We start from the raw sequence: 22,156 nt of genomic DNA, 5'->3' as shown, positions 1-22,156 counted from the left end.
GCGGTTTAACGTCCCAATAGGGTCAGCGTATCGTGCGCCGCCCGTTGTTCCGCTTCCTTCTTCGAGCGGCCCGTCCCTTTTCCGTATGGAATGTCATTGATAAAAACCTGCGAGACAAATTCCCGGTTGTGGGCAGGTCCCCGCTCCTCAAGAATTCTGTAAGACAAAACGCCAAGACCTTCACGTTGCACATGCTCCTGAAGCAGCGTCTTGAAGTCAGAGAGCAACAGGCCGTGCACGTTTTCCAGCTCCGGCAACACGTAAGTCTGCAAAAACGATCTCACCGCCTCCAGCCCCTGGTCCAAATACAAAGCACCGACAAACGCTTCAAACACATCCGCCAGCAAAGCCGGCCGCTTCCTTCCTCCGGATAGTTCTTCCCCCCGCCCCAGGCGGATGTACTTGTTGAAATGGAGTTTTTCCGCGAACTTCACCAACGACGGCTCGCAGACGATCGCCGCCCGCATCCGCGTCAATTCCCCTTCCGGCAAGGCCGGGTAACGGGCAAACAAATACTCGCTGACTAACAGTTCCAGTACGGCATCTCCCAGAAACTCAAGCCGCTCGTTGTCCTGTCCGTTCTCACCGCGATGTTCGTTGCGGTAAGACGCGTGGGTGAACGCTTGTTTTAACAAAGCAAGATTGGAAAACCGGATACCGAGGGATTGTTGCAACAAATCGAATTTCCCAGCCACAATTCTCACCTGTGATTGATCAGCGTAACGCCCCGGCGGCAGCCCCTCGCAAAAAACGGATGCCCCCGGCCGGGGCAGAAATCGGTACGAATCACTCTTCATATTTTCGAAATAGGATCGACGCATTATGCCCGCCGAATCCCAAAGAGTTGGACATGGCGACGTGAATCTCTGCCGGACGCGCCTTGTTCGGGACATAATCCAAATCGCATTCGGGATCCGGATTGTCGAGATTGATGGTCGGCGGCAGGATTTGATCCTGAATCGCTTTGACGCAGGCGATGGCTTCGACGCCGCCGGCGGCTCCCAGCAGATGGCCGGTTACCGACTTGGTTGAGGAAACAGCCAGTTTGTAAGCGTGATCGCCAAACACTCTCTTGATCGCCATCGTCTCGTATTTGTCGTTGTAGTCGGTTGAAGTCCCGTGGGCGTTGATGTAATCGACGTCTTCCGGCCGGATGCCCGCATCGCGAATCGCTTCGCGCATCGCTCTGGCCGCTCCGGCTCCTTCCGGGGCTGGCTGCGTGATATGATACGCGTCGCCGCTCATGCCATAACCGATAATTTCGGCGTAAATCGGCGCACCCCGCCGCTTGGCGTGCTCCAGTTCTTCAAGTATCAGGATGCCGGCTCCCTCGCCCATGACGAATCCGTCGCGGTCGCGGTCAAACGGACGGCTCGCCTTTTCCGGCGCGTCGTTGAAAGCGGTCGCCAGCGCTTTCGCCGCCGCGAATCCCGCAATCGCCATCGGCAGCACGGTTGCTTCCGATCCTCCCGTAATCATCACGTCCGCTGCGCCGCGCTCAATGATCTTGTATGCGTCGCCAATCGCGTTGGTGCCGGTCGCGCAGGCGGAAATGGGGGACGAGTTGGGGCCTTTCGCCCCGAGCATGATCGAAATCTGTCCGGAAGCCATATCGCCGATCATCATCGGGATAAAAAACGGCGAGATCCGGCGGGGGCCTTTTTCCAACAGGATTTGGTGCTGCTCCATCAGTGTTTCCAATCCGCCGATGCCGGAACCGACATATACGCCGATCCGCTCGTCATTTTCTGCCGTGATTTGCAACTTGCTGTCTTCCAGCGCCATTTTGGCGGCCGCCACCGCGTATTGGGCAAACCGGTCCATCCGGCGTGCCTCTTTCTTGTCAATATAATTCTCAGGGTTAAAATCCTTCACTTCCGCCGCGATTTGACAAGGGTATTCGGAAGCGTCAAAGCGGGTGATCCTGCCGACGCCCGATTTTCCGGCAACAAGGCTGTCCCAGAACGTCGCGACGTCATTGCCGACAGGGGAGATAACCCCCATTCCTGTCACAACCACTCGTCTTCTCATGTGGGAAATCACTCTGCCTTTTTAAAAAATGGACGATCAATTGTTCATCATGTATGCTCAAGTCCTCGGCAAGGGAACGCTGATTGTCGTAGTCAGAGTCCCGAGGAAACCCGCGGGACTCTGGGGTGTGCAAGACGACGGAGATTACGCCTTATGGGATTCTATGTATTTTACAACTTCCCCGACGGTGGTGATTTTCTCCGCGTCTTCGTCTGAGATTTCCAAATCGAACTCATCTTCCAATTCCATCACGAGTTCCACAACATCGAGCGAGTCCGCTCCCAGATCATCTTTAAAAGAAGCTTCCATCGTTACAGCCGATTCGTCAACACCCAAACGGTCAACGATGATTTTCTTCACGGTGTCAAAAATTGACATGCCTTTCACCTCCTCTTCAGAGTATACACGATTCCCGCTCCGAAGTCAGCTTTTTACATGACCATGCCGCCGTCCACGGTCAAAACTTGCCCCGTAATGTAAGACGCTTCGTCCGAGGCAAGGAACGCGACCGCTCTGGCGATATCTTCCGGGTCGCCCATCCGCCCGAGCGGAATCTGCTTGCCGAGGGATTCTTTCATTTCATCATTCAGTACGGCCGTCATATCGGTCCGGATATACCCTGGAGCGACCGCGTTGACCGTAATGTTGCGGGATGCCAGTTCCCGGGCGTTCGATTTGGTCAAACCGATGACGCCGGATTTGGCTGCCACGTAATTTGCCTGTCCCGGGTTGCCTGCCAGGGCGACAACCGACGTCACGTTCACGATCCGTCCGTAACGCTGCTTCATCATCACTTTTGCCGCCGCTTTTGTGCAATTGAAAACGCCTTTCAAATTCGTGTCGACCACAGTGTCCCAATCTTCTTCTTTCATGCGGATCAACAGATTGTCCCTGGTAATACCGGCATTGTTGACAAGAATATCGAGCCGGCCGAACGTTTCCGTTGCAAAATTGACGATTTTCTCCGCGTCTTCCGCTTTCGCCACATCCCCCTGCACAGCGGCGGCTTCCCCGCCCATGGCACGGATTTGGGCCACCACTTCTTCAGCGGCTGCCTGATTTCCTGCATAATTGACTACCACTTTCGCGCCGCGTTCCGCCAGCAGCATTGCAACCGCCCTGCCGATGCCGCGGGAAGCGCCGGTTACCAGCGCGACTTTTCCCGTAAACATTAGGATTCCCCCCTTAAGACAGAAACCGTTTTTTCAAAAGTGGCCGGGTCCTGAATCGACAAGGTCGGCACACGCCGGTTCACTTTCTTGATCAGCCCCGACAACACTTGGCCCGGGCCGATTTCGACGAAGCAATCGACGCCTTGTTCCAACATGAACCTGACGGATTCCTCCCAAAGAACGGAGGATGCCACCTGTTCGTAGAGAGCGCCGCGGATCTCACCAGCCGAGATGACCGGTCTGGCGGAAACGTTGGCAATCACCGGAATTTTCGCGTCGCGAACCGTTATCCCGCCCAGCACATTTACCAGTTTTTCGGCGGCAGGCTGCATCAGGGAGCAGTGGAAAGGACCTGACACGACGAGCGGAATGATGCGCATTCCTTTTTCCGCAAGACGCTCACCGGCCATTGCCACCGCTGCCGCTTGTCCGGAAATCACAACCTGACCCGGACAGTTAATGTTTGCCAGTTCAACGACACCCGCCGTTTCCGACACTTGTTCGCACACCGCCCGGATGTCGGCCTGATCGCCGCCGATCACTGCAGACATTGCTCCCTGACCGGCGGGTACCGCTTCATCCATCAGTTTGCCGCGAAGGTGCACCACCCGCACGGCATCGGCGAAATCAAGCGCGCCGGCGACAACCAGCGCGGAATATTCGCCCAGCGAGTGTCCGGCAGTGTATGCGGGGACGAATCCCTCTTTCTCAAACACCCGGTACAAAGCGATACTGGTTGTCAGGATCGCCGGCTGGGTATAATAAGTCAACCGCAGCCGCTCTTCGGGTCCGTTAAAAATGATGTCGCTCAGAGCGAATCCCAGCGCTTCATCCGCTTCTTCAAAAACAGCCCGGGCTTCCGGGTACAGATCGGCCATTGCTTTGCCCATGCCGACCGTTTGCGCCCCTTGCCCCGGAAAAACAAACGCCAGTTTTGCCATTCTCCCGCCTCCTTACCAGCGAAGGGCGGCCGCGCCCCATGTTAACCCCGCGCCAAAGCCGACCAACATCAGCAGGTCGCCTGCTTTAAATTTGCCCATGCGGTTCGCTTCATCCAACGCGACCGGAATCGAAGCGGACGACATGTTGCCGTAACGGTCCACATTCACGATCACTTTGTCCTCCGGCAGTCCCAGACGTTCACGGGCGTAATCGATAATCCGGATGTTCGCCTGATGCGGGACGAGGAAATCGACATCCTCTTTGGTCAAACCGACTTTTCGCAGCACGTCTTCCGTCGCCGTATTCATCACGCGCACCGCGAATTTAAACACCTCTTTGCCGTTCATGCTGATCGTGTGCTGTCTGTTCAAGACCGTCTCCTGGGTGGCCGGATTGCGCGAACCGCCGGCCAGTTGCAGCAATTGCTCGCCGCCGCTGCCGTCCGCCCCCAAATCGAAGCCGAGAAAACCGCGCCCTTCCGGAACCTGTCCCAGCACAACCGCACCGGCTCCGTCCCCAAACAGGACGCAGGTGTTGCGGTCGGTATAATCGGTGATCTTCGACAGCGTATCGACTCCGATCACCAAAGCGTTTTTGACCGCTCCCGTCTGGATCATCGGGACCGCGCACGACAACCCGTACAAAAACCCGCTGCATCCGGCGGACAGGTCAAACGCTCCCGTTTTCTTGATCCCGAGCCGTTCCTGTATGAGACATGCCGTCGCCGGGAACATGTAGTCCGGCGTCACCGTCGCGCAGATGATCATGTCGATGTCCTCCGCGTCGATCCCCGCCTCCGCAATCGCTTTGCGGGCAGCCGCAACGGCCAGATCGGAGGAAGCGGTATTTTCATCAGCGATTCGCCGTTCGCGGATACCCGTTCTCGATACGATCCATTCGTCGGACGTGTCGACCATTTTTTCAAGATCCGCGTTTGTCAGCACCCGTTCCGGGAGAGCGGAGCCGGTGCCCAGAATTCCTACGTGAATTTGTTTCATCTCTTTCCATCCTCTCTTACGCCCATGCGTATCTGGTCCAACACGCCGTGGAGCAAAAATTGGCGCCCCTGGTGAATCGCCATTTCAAACGCCCGTGCGCTCGACGAGCCGTGCGCTTTGATGCACACCCCGTTAACGCCCAACAGCGGCGCGCCGCCGTATTCCGCATAATCGAATCTTTTCCTGAACCGTTTGAGAGCGGGCTTTAACGTTAAAGCCGCCAGCTTTGACACGGCATTCGCCGTAAACACCTCTTTCAAGGCCTCAAACATTCCAAGCCCCATGCCTTCCGCCAGCTTCAACATGACATTTCCGACAAATCCGTCGCACACCACCACGTCGCAGACACCGTTGAGGATGTCACGCGATTCCACGTTGCCGACGAAATGGAAGTCCCTGTTCTCAAAAAGCGGATAGGCTTCCTTCGTCAGTGTATTGCCTTTGCCGGCCTCCGTGCCGACATTGAGCAGTCCGACGCGCGGCTGTTCGATGGACAGCACGTATTTGGCGTACAAATTCCCCATCACCGCGTATTGCAGCAAATTGTCCGGGTCCGCATCCATGTTGGCACCCACATCGAGCACCATGACGCCTTTTCCGTCAAAAGTCGGCCACACGGAGGCCAGCGCGGGCCGTTCAATCCCTTCCACCCGTCCGATCACAAGCAATCCGGCCGCCATTAAAGCCCCGGTGTTTCCGGCCGACACAAACCCTTGCACCGCCCCGTCTTTCACCATACGAGCCGCCGTTGTGAGAGACGCGTCTTTTTTTCGCCGGACCGCGCGGACCGGTTCGTCATCCGGCGTAATGACTTCGGTTGTATGTACGATCTCGATGTTCGGCGGAATCCGATTCCCCAACACGGTTCGGATTGCCGGTTCGTTCCCTACCAAAATCAACTCGAGATCCGGATATTTTTCCGAGGCTTGCAAGGCTCCCTTGACGATTTCGCCGGGGGCGTTGTCTCCTCCCATTGCATCAATTGCCAGTTTCAAGACTCCATTCCTCCAATGACTGAACCGCGTTCAAATTTTACGACTGTGAATTCCCCGGAAAAAATGATATCCTCGCCGACGCGGGTCGTGACGTGAACTTGCGCCCGGTCAGGCTTGTTGGAGGTGACAACGGCTTTGCAAACCAAACGCTCCCCAAGCCTCCCCGGCCGCACAAAACGCACCTTTGCCGTACGCGTCAACACCACATCGGCATCGATCACGGCAACCGCCAGCGAATTGGCCTGCGCGAACAGATGATGCCCCCGCACGATTTTGGTCTTGCTGAAGACGTGTACCGGTTCAATATCAAAAATCGAGATTGCCATTTCATTCAGGTTCAGTTCAATCAACTGCCCAATGATCTCCCCGCCCTCAAGCGAACGCAGTTCGCTCTGCTTGGTCTCGGCGACAGCCTTGATTCGTTCCCTGAGCTCTGGAATTCCGAGGGCGAGCCGGTCAAGCCGAATCGTCTGGATGCTGACATCAAAATGTTTCGCCAAGTCCTCGTCCGTAACAAACGGTTGTTCTTCCAACAACCGCAACAGCGCCGCTTGACGTTCCTTCTTGCTCATGCCGGCCATTGGCAGCCCTCCAGGACAGTCTGCACGATATTAGCACCTAGTGCTAATAACAGTATATAGTGAATGGTCGAATCATACAACCTGAAGAAACAATTTGGAAAAAAAGCAAAGCCCCCAAGTGGGGGCTCGTCTTACAGACGGTATTGATATTTATTGACGACCAGCAAGAGCTTGTTCAGCGAATTTTACCAAACGCTTCGTGATTTCCCCACCTACCGAACCGTTTGCACGGGAGGTGGTGTCGGCTCCCAAGGTTACACCAAACTCTTGGGCGATTTCATATTTCATCTGATCCAGAGCCTGGGCGGCACCTTGAGCTACATAGTTGTTGTTGGCTGGCATCGGCGGTTTCCCTCCTTTCCAGTGGTGTATCATTACGTTGCGCAAAGGCGGAAATGTTTATGACTAGCAATTTTTGGGCTGTTCAAATTACTAGCCAACAAAAAAAGAAGTCCCGTCCAGGACTTCGTTTCCGGAATTACTCGGCTTCCACAACCGCGCGGCCTTTGTAGTAGCCACAGTTTTTGCAGACACGGTGGGCCAGCTTCAACTCATTGCACTGCGGGCATTCTACCATGCCGGGAACTGTCAACTTAAAATGGGTGCGACGCATGCGCTTGCGAGTTTTCGATGTGCGTCGAAACGGTACTGCCATGTGTTCCACCTCCTTGAGCCAACTGCCTGCGTCCCGTTCAATCTTCCGATTTCAATAGCTTGGCCAAATCTGCCAGGCGCGGATCCATGCGTTCCGCCACGCATTGACAGACCTGTTCGTTGCGATTGCTGCCGCATACCGGACACAAGCCGGCACATTCGTCCTTGCACAGGGGAATATACGGCATCGCGAGCAGGAGTTCCTGTTCCAAATACGGATCCAAGTCAATCGTGTCACCCGTTACCGGAATCCGCTCGTCCGCTTCCGGTTTCCCGGTTTCAGTTCGGACAAACTGCAGCGAAAAACCGGCTGCGAGCTCCTCTTTGAAATCCGTCAGGCAACGGGAACAACGGTAGATAACGCAACTGCTTAAATTCCCGTTGACCGTAAGGGTATCGGAAACCACCTGGGCGTGCAAGTCCACAACAATCGGGTCAAGTGCGGTTACCTGTCGATTTTCCCTAACCAGATTCGGCATTTCAATCGTCTCCCGCAAATGGACGCCCTGTTTCTTGTCGTGAACGTCCCGCCACAGCAGCTTCAACGATATCACCTCATTAAGCAACGAATTTCATTATATCGACTCGCCGGTAAATTGTCAAACCGGCAACCGGATTGCTATAATAGCGAAAAATTATCAATCACCTGTCAATTTAGCGGGAGGCTTTCCATGCGCGTCGCCGGAGTCGTTGTCGAATACAACCCTATGCATAACGGACATTGCTATCATCTCCAACAAACGAAAAAAGAAACGGGCGCAGACGCGATTGTGGCGGTCATGAGCGGCGATTTTCTGCAACGCGGCGAACCGGCCCTCCTCAGCAAATGGGCACGCGCCGAGATGGCATTGCGAAACGGCGTCGATCTGGTGCTGGAACTGCCGGTCGTATACAGCACGCAAAGCGCCCGGCTGTTCGCCTTTGGTTCCGTCGCGACACTTCACGCGCTGGGGATTGTCGATATGTTGTGTTTCGGCAGCGAAAAAGGGGACATCCACTCGCTTTTGCAGCTTTCCGCCATCATAGCGGACCCGCCGCAGCCGTTGCGGAAAGAACTTGAACAAAATCTGGAACGCGGCTTGTCCTATCCGGCCGCCTTTGCCGCCGCCCTACACTCCCATGCCCGGCAAACGGGAGAACTCGACCCGGATGTCGTCAATCATCCGAACAACATGTTGGGGCTTGAGTACCTGCACGCGTTGCAAAAACTGAACAGTTCCATCCGGCCGCATACGATCCGGCGCATCGCGTCCGGTTACCATGACATGGTTTTCGAACACGCGGCAATTGCCAGCGCCACCGCGATCCGAAAAGCCATCGCCAAAAACCGTTCCGTGGGTTCCTATCTCCCTTCCTCCAATCTGGAAATCTTGCAGCGGGAATTCGACCAAGGGCGGGGACCCGTGATATGGGATTCCTTCACCCAGCCGTTGTTTGCGATGATCGCCCGGTCCACCGCCGAAGAATTGCAAACCTACGCCCATTTTGACGACGAAGGATTGGCATCGCGCGTCATTGAAGCCCTGCCTAAAGCATCCACCGCGACCGATTTGATCTACAGAGCGAAAACGCGCCGCTACACATGGACGCGCATTCAAAGGGCGCTGACGGCGCTTTTGCTCGGGCTTGACAAAACGGCACTCGCCGCGCTTGCTCTGGAAACCGGCCCGGATTCCATCCGCGTGCTCGGCTTCACGGAAAAAGGACGCACCCTCTTGAAACAGAGCGCGTCCAGTGCAAAACTGCCGATCTATACCGGGATTTCCAAAGACATTCCGGCAATGATGCAATACAACATCCGGGCATCGGTGATCCATTCCCTTGGTTTTCTGCGACGCGATGCGGCCAACAGGATACGGGAAGCGCATGTGCCTGTCCTTTACGTCAAATAGCCGGTTCCGACCGATCAACCCCGGAACGGCTTTGTCTGCCCATCGCGGGAAGACTCTTCAGGTAATCGACCGCCTCCGCAAGATTTCGCACCGGAACGATTTTCATGCCGGTTCCGGTCGCCGCCGCTTTTTCCCTGGCGAGCTTGGTGTTTGTGTCTTTTTCCGGATCGACGTCGGCCGGGGTAAAAAAGATTTCGGCGCCTTTTTCAGCGGCGGCGACCACTTTGTGCTGGATGCCTCCGATTTGCCCAACCTTGCCGTCGGGATCAATGGTGCCGGTCCCCGCGATTTTATGCCCCTTGGTCAAATCGCCCGGCGTCAACTGGGAAACGATCTCCAGCGCGAACATCAGCCCCGCCGACGGACCGCCGATCTTTTCCGTTTGGAAATCGACTTTTAACAGGTTCTCAACTTTTTGTTTGGTGATCAGGTCGACCCCCAAACCCGCCCGCGGCAACGGATTGCCTTTCGGATCGAGGAGTCGCACCAACTCGATCTGTTCCGTTTTGGTCTCCTGTCCGCGAAGGAACTGCACGCTGACGTGCTCGCCCGCTTTTTTGCCGCTCAAATACCCGATCAAATCGTCCCGTTTCGCAATCGGTCGGCCGTCCACACGCTCGATCAAATCGCCCGGTTTCAGGACGTCTTTCGCCTTCGAATAGGAGGCCACGCTGCTGACCACCACCCCCAGATACCTGATTTCCACAGGCATGTTGAGATACCGCATCGCCGCGACAATCGCGTTCTCCTGGGAGGAACTCATCATGTGCTGCAGCACTTTCTGATATTCTTCATCCGGCATTCCGCCGTCCACGCTCTCTTTTTCGACGATCTGGCGGTTCGGCATGACCGCCCCGTACGCCAGATAATAGATATTCCGCACAGGTACGGTGAGGACGGTGGTCAGCATCAGCGCCCCTTTTTCATCCTTATGGCCGCCCGCCACGGACAACATCGGTTGCAGTTCCTCGGCCGAACCCGGTTCAAAAACGTAGTAAGGCAAAGGAATCAACCAGGTCAGAAGAAGGAGCAGCACGGCGCCAACCCGCCGTAATTTGCTTTTGGATGCGAATCTAGCCCCCAACCGCTTGTTCCCCTTTCCAGTTTTCAATCGTGTGCCGTATGTGATCGAGCACTTTTGCTGCGGCTTTGCGGCCTTCCTCAATGCACTCCTCGACCTGGACGAAGGCGGTTGTGGAAATGTGTCCCACATTCGGGCGGATGACGATGTCCGCATCCAAAATCCTCGTTTTCAGGATTTCCCGCTCCATAATTTCGATCGATTGGAAAAATACGTCAAATATGCTTTTGACGGGCAATACTTTATCAAAAAGGCCGACATCCACGGCGATGACGAGATCGACTGCCAGTTCCCGGCAAGGGGTCACCGGTACCCGGTCGATGACGCCGCCGTCAACAAGCACCCGGTTGTCGTACACATAGGGGACGAACACGCCCGGGATCGAGATGCTCCCGCGGACCGCCTTGTACATGGGGCCCTGCCGGAAGACGACCCGCTCCCCTTTCTCAACGTCTGTGGCTACGATCGCCAGAGGCACTTTTCCGTCCTCGATGTTCATGCCCTTCGTCAAGAAGCGGATCATTTCCGTGATTTTGTTTCCGAGGACAAACCCCAATTTCGGAATGGTAAAATCGATCCAATGTTTCCGCTTGAGGCTCGTCGCTAGCATTTCCATATAACGCGTTTCCATACCTGACGCGTAAAAAGCGCCAATCAAGCTCCCCATGGAACTGCCCGCGACCGCGTCAATCGGAATCCCCGCTTCTTCCAATACCTGGATCACCCCGATGTGTGCAAATCCTCTCGCTCCTCCCGCCCCAAGAGCCAATCCGATTTTCGGCATGGTCATGGAGACAGCCCTCCTAGCGCATGTTAAACTGCACTTGCCTTGCATTTACACCTGATACGCGACTTTTAACGCCCGCTCGACATGAGCCGGCACAAAATCGGAGATTATGCCGCCGTGGCGTGCGATCTCTTTGACCAAGCTAGAACTGATGTACGAATACTTGGCATTCGTCGGAACAAAAACAGTCTCCGCAGCGGGATACATCTTCCAGTTAATGTGCGCCATCGCCAGTTCGGACTCAAAATCGGACACCGCCCGCACCCCTTTGACGATAACCTGGGCGCCTTTTTCCCGCAGATAGTGAACCAAAAGACCCGGAAAACTGTCGACTTCGATGTTGGGAATGTGCCTGACCGCTTCCCGGATCAGGTCCAATCTCTCTTCCACCGTAAACAACGGGTTTTTGTGCGGATTGACCATCACCGCGATAATCACCTTGTCAAAAATTTTGGCAGCCCGCTCCGCAATGTCGAGATGCCCCAACGTAATAGGGTCGAAACTGCCGGGATATACCGCAATTTTCATACAAACGTTCCTTTCTTGTAGAAACTGACCGCCGTGTCACCGTATGTAACGAATTTCCAGCGAAAAAAGGACTCAATCCGTTCCGGCAGTTCCCTGCCGGCGCTGTGCTCCGCCACGATCACCGCCGTTTCCCGGACCAGATCCTGCCGGATCAGCGCCGCCGCCAATTCCGGAATCACGTGGAAATGATAAGGGGGGTCCAGAAACACGAGATCGAAACATTCTTTCTTTTTTGCCAGGGTGGAAATCGCTCTTCGCGCGTCGCTCCGGAAAATTGACGCGCGGCTTTCCAGACGGCAAGCCTCGATATTTTTCCTCGCCACCTGCAGCGCTTTCGGATCCCGATCAACAAAAACGGCGCGATCCATTCCGCGCGACAGCGCCTCGATTCCGAGCGAGCCCGTTCCGGCAAACAAATCCAACACACTGCCACCGCCAAAGTACGGGCCGATAATGTTGAAAATCGATTCTTTCACTTTGTCGGTCGTCGGGCGTGTGGACTGGCCCGGAACCGCAGCCAGGCGCCTGCCCTTCAAATCTCCCGCAATGACCCGCATCGGCGACTTCAACTCCTTGTGTTTTACTTTACCACAAGATGCCAGCCCATCAAAGTCACGCACGAAAGGAAACATCTACGGAAGGAAAAAATTTTTCTAACAGCAGTATATTTTGCCGCAGGACGGTGCAAGATAGTGATAGCAACGGCGCGAGCCGTTGCAGGCAACCGCGGAGAAGACTTGGGTTTTCCCATAAGCTCTTCCTCCGGTTTCTCCTCTCCCAGTCTCTGGAAACAGAGACAAAAACCCGCGTATACCCGGACGCGGGTTTTTGTATTGTGGCGGAGTTTTTTACGGCAGTTCGTACACCCAAGTGTTTTTTTCCGGCTGGTCGCTTTGCGTTTCGTTTTGTTTCAGAAACCGGAAAAATTCGGCAACCCCAAAGCCGTTGCCGGCCAAAACGCTTTGCGCCATCCGCTTCTGGTGGTCAACGCCAAGCGATGTGCCAAGCAGCAGATGATTGTCCGCCGTGACGTGAATGCTGGCTTCGGCAACCGGCACCCCCGCTTTGTATACCGCAAGCGTATACTTATAGGCGATTTCGCGGGCCAACCGCTTCTTGTCCGGTTCGCCGCTGGCACCGATCTCCCCGGTGGCAGACAGGATCAGTTTTCCGTCTTTCGTCTCGTCAAAGAGTACGTCGGTGATATAAGGCACCGCCCCCACTTCTTTCAAAACCCGCTGTTCTTTCTCGCTTAAAACAAAAGTGCGGCCCTCGCCGTCTCCTGCCCGGCCGGGATCGGCTGCGGGGCTTTGCGGCCACCACCGCCATCCCTGCGGCAAACCGGCGGTCAGAACCGCTGCAATGAGCAGCAGCAAAATGATCGGCATATACAATGACCGGCGCTTCATAGCGTCTCCCCCCGGTTTGAAGTGCGGGAATCTTCCCGTACAAGCCTATGCGCCGGGACAAACGATAATGCCTGCAGGGCGTGGAGCGCGGGCGATGCGGCGTTTCAGTCCCGAATGGACGATTTCAGGACTTTTTCATTTTTTAAGTACTCAACAAGACTGCGATACTCGGGCAGAAGCCAGAAATCTTTCGAGTTTACCAATTGCTGCGCTTCCATGCGTGCGATTTGCATGATGCGGGCGTCCGCCACCAGATCTCCCAACCGAAATTCCGGCATGCCGCTCTGGCGGATGCCAAAAAACTCTCCCGGCCCCCTGAGTTCCAAATCCTTCTCGGCCAACAGAAAGCCGTTTTGCGTCGACACCATCGCCTGCATGCGTTCGATTCCGGCCTCGCTGACCGGGTCTGCGATCAGGATGCAACTCGATTCATGTTTGCCGCGTCCCACCCGGCCCCGCAGTTGATGGAGCTGGGCCAGCCCGAACCGGTCCGCGTTATAAATCACCATCGCGGTCGCATTCGGCACGTTAACCCCCACTTCGATCACCGTTGTCGCTACCAGCACCTGAATTTCATTCGCCTTAAACGACCTCATGATCTCTTCTTTCTCGCGGGGCGACAACCGCCCGTGCAGCAACCCCACCCGAAAACCGGCCAGCGGTTCCAGCAGCCGGTTGTAAAGATCCACCGCATTTTCCACGCCTTCCATTTTTTCCGATTCCTCAATCAACGGCGCGACGATGTAAACCTGCCGCCCTTTTGCTAGTTCGCCGCGCAAAAAGCGGATCACGCGTTCTTCCTTGTCGGAGGTCACCCAACGGGTGTGGATCGGCTTGCGGCCTTCCGGCATTTGGTCCAGCACCGAAACGTCGAGATCGCCGAACAGGGACATCGCCAGCGTCCGAGGGATCGGGGTAGCCGACATGAACAGCACGTCAGGGTGATGCCCTTTTTGCCGAAAAATCGCCCTTTGTTCGACACCAAACCGATGTTGTTCGTCCGTTACCACCAGACTTAGATTGGCAAACTCCACTCCTTCTTCCAACAGCGCGTGGGTACCGATCACAATGTCCGTTTCCCCCCTGCCGAGCTTGTCCAATAGCTCTTTGCGTTCCTTCTCCTTCACGCTGCCGGTCAAAAGACCGATGCGAAGCCCCAGAGGTTCCAGCAAACGAGCGGCCGATTCGTAATGCTGCTCGGCCAGGATTTCCGTAGGAACCATCATCGCCGCTTGATAGCCGGACAGGTACGCGGCGTACATCGCACAAAACGCGACGATGGTTTTGCCGGAGCCAACGTCCCCTTGCAGCAAACGATTCATCGGGCGCGGCGAGCGCATATCGAGCAGAATTTCGCGAATCACCCTTTTTTGTCCGGCAGTCAATGCAAACGGCAAAACGCGGAGAAAATCGGCCCACTGCCCTTTGGTAAAAGCGTGCGCCACACCTGGCCGGTCATGTTTGTGCAAATGGCGAAACGCCTGCAGTTTCAACTGGAACAAAAAAAACTCCTCGAACACCAAGCGCCGCCGGGCTTGCCGCAAAGCTTCCCCGTCTTTCGGCAGATGAATCTGCAAGAGCGCGTCGCTCTTCGGGATCAACTTGTACTTTGCGATGAGGCTGTGGGGAAGGATTTCGGGAATTTGCGGCGCAAACCGTTTTAACGCTTTGCTGAGGATCGATCGCAGCACCTTCGGGGTAAGTTCGCCGCGCACTTCATAGATCGGGACAAGCCGATTGCTGTGGATCGACTGCCCGGTTTGCCCGAATTCGTAATGGGCGACCGCCAGACTTCGGCGTCTGGCGTCATATTTGCCGGTTAACGTGATTTTGCTTCCCGGCCGCAGTTTGTCGCGGAGAAACAGTTGATTGAACCAGACCGCCACCATCGGCGTCCCGTCATCCGTTTTCACTTGCACCGTCATGACCGATCTCCGCCCTTTGTGACGCACCTCTGGCGGAGCCTGCACAACCGCCTGCACGGTGACGCGGGTGTCGTGCTCCAGGGATTGTCCCGGCTGAACGGTGCGGTCTTCATAGCGAAACGGATAATAGTGAATCAGATCTTCCACCGTATAGACGCCAAGCCGGGCCAGATCCCTCTCCCTGGAGGGACCCACCCCGGCGATATGGCTGACAGGAGATTGCAACGAAGTCATCGCCACTCGACCTACTCAACAGAAAATAGATACGGATACAGCGGTTGTCCGCCGTAATGCAGCTCAAACTCGCAGTTTTTAAACCGCTCGGCCAGCAAGTGAACCATTTTTTCGGCCTGCTCTTTGGCAATCTCTTCGCCGTAAAAAACAGCGATGATTTCGGATTTGTCGTCGACAATTTTCTCAAGCAGGGAAACCGCCGTCAACTCCAGCTCCGACCCGACCGCAACCACTTCACCTTCCGCCAGCCCCATATAGTCTCCTTCCTTGATGTCAAAATCCTGGAAACGGGAGTCGCGGACGGCGCGGGTAACTTGTCCCGTCTTGATTCGGTTCGCGGCTTCTTTCATTCTGGTTTCGTTGACGTCCGCACCATGATCGGGATCAAAGGCGAGGACAGCCGCGATCCCCTGCGGGATCGTCTTGGTGGGAATGACGTGGATCCGCTCGCCCAACACCGCTTTTGCCTGTTCGGCGGTCATCACGATATTGGAATTGTTGGGCAGCACAAAAACATGATCCGCATTCAGGTTTTCCGCAGCCTTGACGATGTCCTCCGTACTCGGGTTCATCGTTTGGCCGCCCTCCACAATCTGAGCCACACCGAGACTCTTAAATATGTCGGCCATTCCGGAGCCGGCCGCAACAGCCACAAAACCGTAAGGCTGGCGCCCTGCAGGGGAAACCGGTCCGGTTTCGTCATAATCATTTTTCAGGTTGTGATGCTGCTCCGTCATATTGTCGATTTTGATGCGTGTCAAGGCACCGAAATTCATCGCTTCTTCCAGCACCTGCCCCGGACGGAGGGCGTGGATATGAACTTTAACGAGATCGTTGGCCGCCACTACAAGCATCGAATCCCCGTATTTCAGCAGGGCGTCGCGCACCCGTTCCTCCACATCCCGTTCCGAATCCGGCGGTTGCTCCAAACGGATGATGAATTCCGTGCAGTACCCGAACTCTTCCGCCTGCTCGACAAACGCCGCCCGGGGACCCGGCATTCCGTGCGGAATCGGTCCCGTGACAGGCACATCCTCAATCGACGGCGGTTCCTTGATCCGCTCTTCGCTCAAAGCGGCAAGAAACCCTTGAAAAATATACACAAGGCCTTGTCCGCCCGAATCGACCACGTTTGCCTGCCTGAGCGCGGGAAGCAGATCCGGGGTTTTTTGCAGGGAACGTTCCGCTTCCCTCACTGCGGCTGCCATGACGGACCGGATCGTCGCGTTCCCGGAACGTGCCGCTTGCACAGCCGCTTTCGCGGAATCTTTCGCAACGGTCAGGATCGTTCCTTCCACAGGCTTGACCACCGCGTTGTAGGCGGTCGTCACCCCGGATTGCAAACTCTCCGCAAACAGCTTGGCATCCGCCTGCTCCGTCTTTGATACCGCTTTCGCAAAACCGCGAAACAATTGCGACAATATAACGCCCGAATTGCCGCGGGCGCCCATTAACAAACCGGTGGCCAGCGATTCCGCCACTTTATTTAAAGGCTGGTTCGCCGCTTTCCGCATTTCATCGACCCCAGACGCAAGCGACAGGCTCATGTTCGTGCCCGTGTCGCCATCCGGGACGGGAAAAACATTTAACGCGTTGACTTTCTGTTTGTTGCTCTCGAGGCTTTGGTGTCCGGCAAGCACCATTTGCACAAACAGCGCACCGTCCAAATGCTTGTGCTCCATAGTATCCTCCTTACCTGTCGCCATTCACCCGGACGCCCTGAACAATGACATTGACCTGATCCACTTCCACTCCCAGGCTGTTTTCCAGCGTGTATTTCACCTTTTCCATCACATTGTTGGCCACGACTGAAATTTTGGTGCCGTAACTGACGATAATATGCAAATCGACAATCAGGCGGTCATCGTGAATGTGAACTTCGACGCCGCGGCCCGGATTGTCCCGCCCCAACAGTTCACTGATGCTGTCTTTGACCTTTTTCTGGGATGCCATTCCCACCAGGCCGTAACAGTCCAACGCCGCAAAGCCGGCGATCGTGGCAATCACATCTTCCGCTATTGCAATCTTGCCCAATTCGTTCTGCACTACTTTTGGCATGTCGAGCACCTCCAAAAATGCACCCAAGCGGCACCATAATTCTACTACAAATAGTGGCAAAGGAAAAGTCGTCTTGCAAGGCTCCTGTTCTCTATGGTAAGATAAGCAAGTCAGTCTTATGCGAGGAGGTGCAGTCCATGGCCAAGCGTTGCGAAGTTTGCGGAAAAGACCCGAAAACAGGGAATCAGATTTCCCATTCCCATATCTTGACCAAGCGCCGTTGGTTGCCCAACATTCAACGTGTCCGTGCCGAGGTAAACGGTGCGGTGAAACGGATTCGTGTATGTACCCGCTGCTTGAAAGCAGGCAAAGTGAAACGCGCGATCTGAAACAATCGCGCGTTTTTGCTTTCCTAATCTTTCTTCTGGAACACATTCAACATTGCTTTTACGATGCCTCCGAGAAACCTGGGCAGTTTGATGGTATAAAAACGCAATGTGACCCCTCCTCAATAGTGTAAATCCGTCCCCATCCGAATTGCCGCCTGAGGCGGGTTAAAAAATCTGTACCGCCCGTGGGCGATTTTACCGTCGCTACTATATATATTCCCGCGCCCTTAAAATGTGCCAGATTAAAGCAATCTTATGCCGATTGGCCGCCGCGTATGCGTCGGATGGCCGCCGCCGGATCCGCCGCGCCGTAAACGGCCGACCCGGCAACCAGAACGTTTGCCCCCGCTTCCCGCACGGCAACCGATGTCACGGGATTGATCCCCCCATCGACCTCGATATCGACCTGCGGCAGGTTGGACGCCTCCAGCATCCGGCGTAAAGAGCGGATTTTCGGCACAACCGCTTCGATAAATTTTTGCCCGCCGAAACCGGGATTTACAGTCATCAGGAGGACCATGTCCAATTCGGAGAGCATATGCTCAATCATCGCCAGCGGCGTATGCGGATTGAGCGCAACCGATGCTTTGGCACCCAGCGATTTGATCAACTGGACGGTTCTGTGCAGATGCGGGCATGCTTCAACATGAACGGACACGATATCCGCTCCCGCTTTCACAAAATCCGGTATGTAACGGTCCGGCTGCTCGATCATCAGATGAACATCCAGCGGCAGCCGGGTGTGCGGTTTAATTGCAGCGACGATCAACGGTCCGATCGTCAGGTTGGGGACAAAGTGCCCGTCCATCACGTCGACATGGACATAATCCGCCCCGCCCTTTTCAATAACCTGGATTTCGTCCGCCAGTCTGGCGAAATCGGCAGACAAAATCGAAGGCGCTATCTTGACCATCTAAGAATACCTTCCTTCTTTCGCTTCCCGGATTTCCTTCAGAAATTCCAGGTAGTGTTGATATCTGACCGCGTCGAGAGAACCTTCCGAAAGCGCTTTGCGTACTGCGCAGTCGTGTTCCGTCTCATGCTCGCATTCGCGATAATAGCAATGCCGGCTGAGTTCGGCAATGTCGCGGAAATAGGCGTCCAGATCGGCCGGTTCCATATCGCCGAAGTCAAGCTGGCTGAATCCGGGAGTGTCCGCGATAAAAGCATCGGGTTCCACCGCAAGCAGTTCGACATGACGGGTCGTGTGGCGCCCCCGGCCCAGCTTCTGGGACACTTCTCCCATTTTCAGACCAAGCGATGGATAAAGCGCGTTCAGAAGAGACGATTTGCCCACGCCGGATTGCCCCGCCAAAACGGAAATCTTGCCCCGGAACAAAGCACGCGCGTTTTCCAAGCCGGTTCCGAGTTTCGACGAGATGGGACAGACCGGGTACCCCATTTCTTGATAAGGACGGATTTCCCGGTGCAGGTCTTCGCCGTTTTCCAGCAGATCCATCTTTGTCAGAAGGATTGCGGCCGGTATGTTTGCCTTTTCCGTCAAAACCAGCATCCGGTCCAGCAACCAACGGTTGAGCTCGGGCTCTTTCACCGAAAACACCAGGACTGCCTGATCCACATTGGAAATCGGCGGACGGACCAATTCAACGGACCGTGGAAAAATTTCCCCGATCACGCCCTCCCGTCCCCCAACCGGGCTGAATTCCACCCGGTCTCCAACCAGAGGGGTGATTCCGCGTTTTTTAAAAATGCCGCGGGCTCTGCACTGATAAACGCGGTCATCCGCCAGCACGTAATAAAAACCGGCTAGCGCTTTCACAACCATTCCTTCCGGCATGCGATTCCTCCCGTCATCACAGATAGGGAATGACCTGTCTTTGCTTTAACGCGTTGTTTTCATAGACTTCGATTTCACCCGAAACGGTGGGCGTGACATAAACCTCCAGCGAGTACCGTTTCGGAGAACTTACCTTTTCTTCGTTGACAACAATCTGTTGCCCCCGGGCATCCTTCTGCTTGATCGTGATCGTGACTTCGGTTCCCTTGTCAGGGCTGACCAAAACTTGGTACGGCCGGATTTTCACGTCCGGCGGCAGCCCTTTCGATACCCAAAGGGTGATCTTTGAACCCTTGTCCACTTCCTGTTTCGGCTCCGGACTCTGTTTGATCACGCGATCCTTTTCAACCGTGAGACTGAATTCGTTGTTGACCTGCACTTGAAAACCGGCCGCCTGCAGTTTGTTCAACGCCTCGGCATACGTGAGATTGGTCAAATCGGGAGTGGATGTCTTCTCGGGACCCGCGGAAATGACGACGACAATTTGCGTCAGGCCGGGAATGATCGGGACCTGCGCCTGCGGGTCGTGGCGGATCACCAGGCCCTTTTCGACTTCTTTGCTCGGTTCGCTGACAAACTTGACGCTGTTCAAGTCAATGCGTGCTTTCGCCAGCTCTTCCCTTGCCTTTTGCTCGTCTTTTCGCACAAGGTTCGGCATCAGGACCGGTTCCACTCCGGTGCTGACTTTCAGCGTGACGGTCCGGTTGTTTTTCACCCGTTTGTTCGGCTCCGGATCCTGTTCGAACACCTTTCCGGCTTCCAGTGGAGCGCGGCCCTCTTCACCCGAATCTTTCATATCCACCCGCCTGATGTTTTGTTCCTTGAACCCGTATTTTTTGAGTTCGTTGACAGCTTCCTCATAACTCATGCCCGTCACCTTCGGCATGTCGACTTCTTTGCCGGCCATCGCGGTCGACATTAGCGTAAACCCGGCGGCGACACCTGCGGTACCCAACAGTAGGAGACCAACGACGATTCCGATCATTTTCCAGATATTGTGCTTCTTAGGCTCTGCGGTCCGTTCCCGCTTCGTTCCCCCATTGCCCAGCATCGTTGCCGAGGGCCGTTCCTGCAACGCGGCAGCCGGAATCTGCAACGTCGGCTGAGTCAGCGCGGTCGGGTCCGGCGCGACAAACTTCTCGACGTTCGGATTCTGCAGCGATTGGTCAAGGTCGCGGTACATTTCCTTGGCGGATTGGTAACGCACTTCGGGGTTCTTGGCAAGCGATTTCAGAATGATGTTTTCGACGCTTTGCGGAATCTTCGGGTTTAACTGCCGGGGCTCGACAAAATGTTCCTGCAGATGCTTCAATGCGACGGATATCGGCGTTTCTCCCGAGAACGGAAGTTCGCCCGTCAACATCTCATACAAAACGACGCCGAGCGAATAAATGTCCGATTTGACATCGGTGATGGCTCCCCGCGCCTGTTCCGGCGAAAAATAATGCACGGAGCCGATCACGGACCCGTTGTGGGTGATCGTGCTGGATGTCACCGCTCTCGCGATGCCGAAATCGGTGACTTTGACGTGTCCGTCTTTGCCGATCAAAATATTGTGCGGCTTGATGTCTCTGTGCACGATTTGATGTTCGTGGGCGTGCTGCAGTGCCGAACAAATCTGTTTGGCAATATCGACCGCCTCCGCGACGGGCAGCGGTGCCCGTTCCCGGATCACTTCCTTCAGCGTCTTGCCGTTGATATATTCCATTACAATAAAATAGGTCTCTTCTTCCACGCCCACATCGTAGATATTCACGACATTCGGGTGAGACAGGCTGGCGGCGGACTGGGCTTCCCGCCGGAAACGGCGGACAAACTCTTCATCCGCGACAAACTGCGGACGCAGGACTTTCACCGATACGTAACGGTTTAAAACGGTGTCCAAAGCGCGATACACAATGGCCATTCCGCCTCCGCCGATGCGATCCAGTATCTCGTACCGATTGGCCAGTTTTTTTCCGATCACAGCGTCTCACCCCGTCTTTGCGGAACTGTATTTTGCAACGCGACAACGGTAATATTATCATTACCGCCTTCCTCGAGGGCGCGTTCGACGAGCCGGTCGATCTTATCCTGCAGCTTGCCTTCCCGGTTCATGATTTGTCCGATCTCCCCGTCGCTGACAAGGTTCGTCAAGCCGTCGGTGCAAAGCAGCAGAATGTCCCCTTCTTCCCAGGGGGTCACCAGCAAATCAACCTCTACCTTCAGATCTGTCCCCAATGCCCGCGTCAAAATGTTTCTCTGCGGATGGGAATTGACTTCATCCTCAGTCAACTGCCCGTTTTTGAACAATTCGTTGACAAGCGAATGGTCGTCGGTCAATTGCCTGATTTCGCTTTTTGTAATCAGATACCCGCGGCTGTCGCCGATATAGCCGATCGTGATCGAACGGGGACTGACGATCCCCGCGACGATGGTCGTCCCCATCCCGGAATACCCGCTTGTACTCCGCCCGCGATGATAAATCTCCTCATTCGCCCGCAAGATCGCTTCCACAATATAATCGCTCAAGTCGGGTTCCGCTTCCGCTTCCGACTTGCCCTGCAGCTTGTCGCACAGTTCGCGGCCTATGACCTCCACCGCAATCGACGAAGCGATTTCCCCCGCCAAATGACCGCCCATCCCGTCCGCTACGAGAACGATCTGATAGTGACCGACATCCATGTGGAGAGCGAACTCGTCCTCGTTGATTTGCCGCACTAACCCGACATGGCTTTTGGCCGCATATTCCATTCGACTCAC

Annotated in this window: 26 protein-coding genes; 2 read left to right on the top strand and 24 right to left on the bottom strand. The window is 55.3% G+C overall.

Features of this window, described 5'->3' with window-relative positions; genetic code table 11:
* Positions 1-5: 5 nt before the first annotated feature.
* The 11 genes from rnc to AC4ED1_RS00350 all read right to left on the bottom strand — a co-directional run bounded on the left by rnc (position 6) and on the right by AC4ED1_RS00350 (position 7,918).
* A complete protein-coding gene (gene rnc / locus AC4ED1_RS00400; RefSeq protein ID WP_490935426.1) occupies positions 6-695 on the bottom strand; it encodes a ribonuclease III in 690 nt (229 codons plus the stop codon).
* A 91-nt stretch (positions 696-786) separates the two neighbouring features.
* Positions 787-2,031, bottom strand: a complete 1,245-nt coding sequence (fabF, locus tag AC4ED1_RS00395; RefSeq protein ID WP_490935425.1) for a beta-ketoacyl-ACP synthase II — start codon at positions 2,029-2,031, stop codon at positions 787-789.
* A gap of 144 nt (positions 2,032-2,175) precedes the next feature.
* Positions 2,176-2,409, bottom strand: coding sequence for an acyl carrier protein (gene acpP / locus AC4ED1_RS00390; RefSeq protein ID WP_490935424.1), 234 nt, complete (start codon positions 2,407-2,409; stop codon positions 2,176-2,178).
* A 53-nt stretch (positions 2,410-2,462) separates the two neighbouring features.
* Positions 2,463-3,203, bottom strand: a complete 741-nt coding sequence (gene fabG / locus AC4ED1_RS00385) for a 3-oxoacyl-[acyl-carrier-protein] reductase (RefSeq protein WP_490935423.1) — start codon at positions 3,201-3,203, stop codon at positions 2,463-2,465.
* On the bottom strand, positions 3,203-4,144 hold the full coding sequence (gene fabD, locus AC4ED1_RS00380) for an ACP S-malonyltransferase (protein WP_490935422.1): 942 nt from the start codon (positions 4,142-4,144) through the stop codon (positions 3,203-3,205). The genes fabG and fabD overlap by 1 nt, the downstream gene beginning before the upstream one ends.
* Positions 4,145-4,156: 12 nt before the next feature.
* On the bottom strand, positions 4,157-5,143 hold the full coding sequence (locus AC4ED1_RS00375; protein WP_490935421.1) for a beta-ketoacyl-ACP synthase III: 987 nt from the start codon (positions 5,141-5,143) through the stop codon (positions 4,157-4,159).
* Positions 5,140-6,138: a phosphate acyltransferase PlsX gene (gene plsX, locus AC4ED1_RS00370; protein ID WP_490935420.1), complete on the bottom strand. Its 999-nt coding sequence runs from the start codon at positions 6,136-6,138 to the stop codon at positions 5,140-5,142. The genes AC4ED1_RS00375 and plsX overlap by 4 nt, the downstream gene beginning before the upstream one ends.
* Positions 6,135-6,719 (bottom strand): transcription factor FapR, encoded by a 585-nt coding sequence (fapR, locus tag AC4ED1_RS00365; protein ID WP_490935419.1) that lies wholly within the window; start codon positions 6,717-6,719, stop codon positions 6,135-6,137. The genes plsX and fapR overlap by 4 nt, the downstream gene beginning before the upstream one ends.
* A 150-nt stretch (positions 6,720-6,869) precedes the next feature.
* A complete protein-coding gene (locus AC4ED1_RS00360) occupies positions 6,870-7,061 on the bottom strand; it encodes an alpha/beta-type small acid-soluble spore protein (protein WP_490935418.1) in 192 nt (63 codons plus the stop codon).
* 136 nt (positions 7,062-7,197) lie between these two features.
* On the bottom strand, positions 7,198-7,374 hold the full coding sequence (gene rpmF / locus AC4ED1_RS00355; protein ID WP_490935417.1) for a 50S ribosomal protein L32: 177 nt from the start codon (positions 7,372-7,374) through the stop codon (positions 7,198-7,200).
* Positions 7,375-7,411: 37 nt separating this feature from the next.
* Positions 7,412-7,918, bottom strand: a complete 507-nt coding sequence (locus AC4ED1_RS00350) for a YceD family protein (RefSeq protein WP_490935416.1) — start codon at positions 7,916-7,918, stop codon at positions 7,412-7,414.
* A 126-nt stretch (positions 7,919-8,044) separates the two neighbouring features.
* Here AC4ED1_RS00350 and AC4ED1_RS00345 point away from each other — a divergent pair, with 126 nt between their 5' ends.
* Positions 8,045-9,265, top strand: coding sequence for a nucleotidyltransferase (locus AC4ED1_RS00345; protein WP_490935415.1), 1,221 nt, complete (start codon positions 8,045-8,047; stop codon positions 9,263-9,265).
* Here AC4ED1_RS00345 and AC4ED1_RS00340 read toward each other — a convergent pair.
* The 8 genes from AC4ED1_RS00340 to AC4ED1_RS00305 form a co-directional block, all read right to left on the bottom strand.
* The gene (locus AC4ED1_RS00340; protein ID WP_490935414.1) at positions 9,258-10,301 is read right to left on the bottom strand and encodes a SepM family pheromone-processing serine protease; all 1,044 of its coding nucleotides are present in this window, start codon (positions 10,299-10,301) and stop codon (positions 9,258-9,260) included. The two genes, AC4ED1_RS00345 and AC4ED1_RS00340, sit on opposite strands and share 8 nt — an antisense overlap.
* Before the next feature lie 37 nt (positions 10,302-10,338).
* On the bottom strand, positions 10,339-11,136 hold the full coding sequence (locus AC4ED1_RS00335; RefSeq protein ID WP_490935413.1) for a patatin-like phospholipase family protein: 798 nt from the start codon (positions 11,134-11,136) through the stop codon (positions 10,339-10,341).
* Positions 11,137-11,181: 45 nt separating this feature from the next.
* A complete protein-coding gene (coaD, locus tag AC4ED1_RS00330) occupies positions 11,182-11,661 on the bottom strand; it encodes a pantetheine-phosphate adenylyltransferase (RefSeq protein WP_490935412.1) in 480 nt (159 codons plus the stop codon).
* Positions 11,658-12,218: a 16S rRNA (guanine(966)-N(2))-methyltransferase RsmD gene (gene rsmD / locus AC4ED1_RS00325; protein ID WP_490935411.1), complete on the bottom strand. Its 561-nt coding sequence runs from the start codon at positions 12,216-12,218 to the stop codon at positions 11,658-11,660. The genes coaD and rsmD overlap by 4 nt, the downstream gene beginning before the upstream one ends.
* A 291-nt stretch (positions 12,219-12,509) precedes the next feature.
* Positions 12,510-13,070: a hypothetical protein gene (locus AC4ED1_RS00320; protein ID WP_490935410.1), complete on the bottom strand. Its 561-nt coding sequence runs from the start codon at positions 13,068-13,070 to the stop codon at positions 12,510-12,512.
* A gap of 104 nt (positions 13,071-13,174) precedes the next feature.
* On the bottom strand, positions 13,175-15,229 hold the full coding sequence (gene recG, locus AC4ED1_RS00315) for an ATP-dependent DNA helicase RecG (protein ID WP_490935409.1): 2,055 nt from the start codon (positions 15,227-15,229) through the stop codon (positions 13,175-13,177).
* Between the two features lie 11 nt (positions 15,230-15,240).
* Entirely contained in the window at positions 15,241-16,911 is a 1,671-nt protein-coding gene (locus tag AC4ED1_RS00310) for a DAK2 domain-containing protein (RefSeq protein WP_490935408.1), read from the bottom strand.
* A 10-nt stretch (positions 16,912-16,921) separates the two neighbouring features.
* Positions 16,922-17,287 (bottom strand): Asp23/Gls24 family envelope stress response protein, encoded by a 366-nt coding sequence (locus AC4ED1_RS00305; RefSeq protein ID WP_490935407.1) that lies wholly within the window; start codon positions 17,285-17,287, stop codon positions 16,922-16,924.
* A 137-nt stretch (positions 17,288-17,424) separates the two neighbouring features.
* Between AC4ED1_RS00305 and rpmB the strand changes: the two genes are divergently transcribed.
* On the top strand, positions 17,425-17,616 hold the full coding sequence (gene rpmB, locus AC4ED1_RS00300; RefSeq protein ID WP_490935406.1) for a 50S ribosomal protein L28: 192 nt from the start codon (positions 17,425-17,427) through the stop codon (positions 17,614-17,616).
* Between the two features lie 23 nt (positions 17,617-17,639).
* Here the strand turns inward: rpmB and spoVM are convergent, their stop codons facing one another.
* From spoVM to AC4ED1_RS00275, 5 genes are all read right to left on the bottom strand, one after another.
* Positions 17,640-17,723 (bottom strand): stage V sporulation protein SpoVM, encoded by an 84-nt coding sequence (gene spoVM / locus AC4ED1_RS00295; RefSeq protein WP_490935768.1) that lies wholly within the window; start codon positions 17,721-17,723, stop codon positions 17,640-17,642.
* A gap of 146 nt (positions 17,724-17,869) precedes the next feature.
* Positions 17,870-18,529, bottom strand: a complete 660-nt coding sequence (gene rpe, locus AC4ED1_RS00290; protein WP_490935405.1) for a ribulose-phosphate 3-epimerase — start codon at positions 18,527-18,529, stop codon at positions 17,870-17,872.
* Positions 18,530-19,414, bottom strand: a complete 885-nt coding sequence (rsgA, locus tag AC4ED1_RS00285) for a ribosome small subunit-dependent GTPase A (protein ID WP_490935404.1) — start codon at positions 19,412-19,414, stop codon at positions 18,530-18,532.
* A 16-nt stretch (positions 19,415-19,430) separates the two neighbouring features.
* Positions 19,431-21,380 carry a Stk1 family PASTA domain-containing Ser/Thr kinase gene (gene pknB, locus AC4ED1_RS00280; RefSeq protein WP_490935403.1) on the bottom strand — a complete coding sequence of 650 codons (1,950 nt, stop codon included), beginning with the start codon at positions 21,378-21,380 and terminating at the stop codon, positions 19,431-19,433.
* Positions 21,377-22,147 (bottom strand): Stp1/IreP family PP2C-type Ser/Thr phosphatase, encoded by a 771-nt coding sequence (locus AC4ED1_RS00275; protein ID WP_490935767.1) that lies wholly within the window; start codon positions 22,145-22,147, stop codon positions 21,377-21,379. The genes pknB and AC4ED1_RS00275 overlap by 4 nt, the downstream gene beginning before the upstream one ends.
* Between the last annotated feature and the right edge of the window lie 9 nt (positions 22,148-22,156).

It is taken from the genome of Effusibacillus sp. SKA8, from assembly GCF_058273125.1.
Note: the sequence above shows the minus strand (reverse complement) of the source record. Positions and strands in the feature narration are given on the sequence as shown.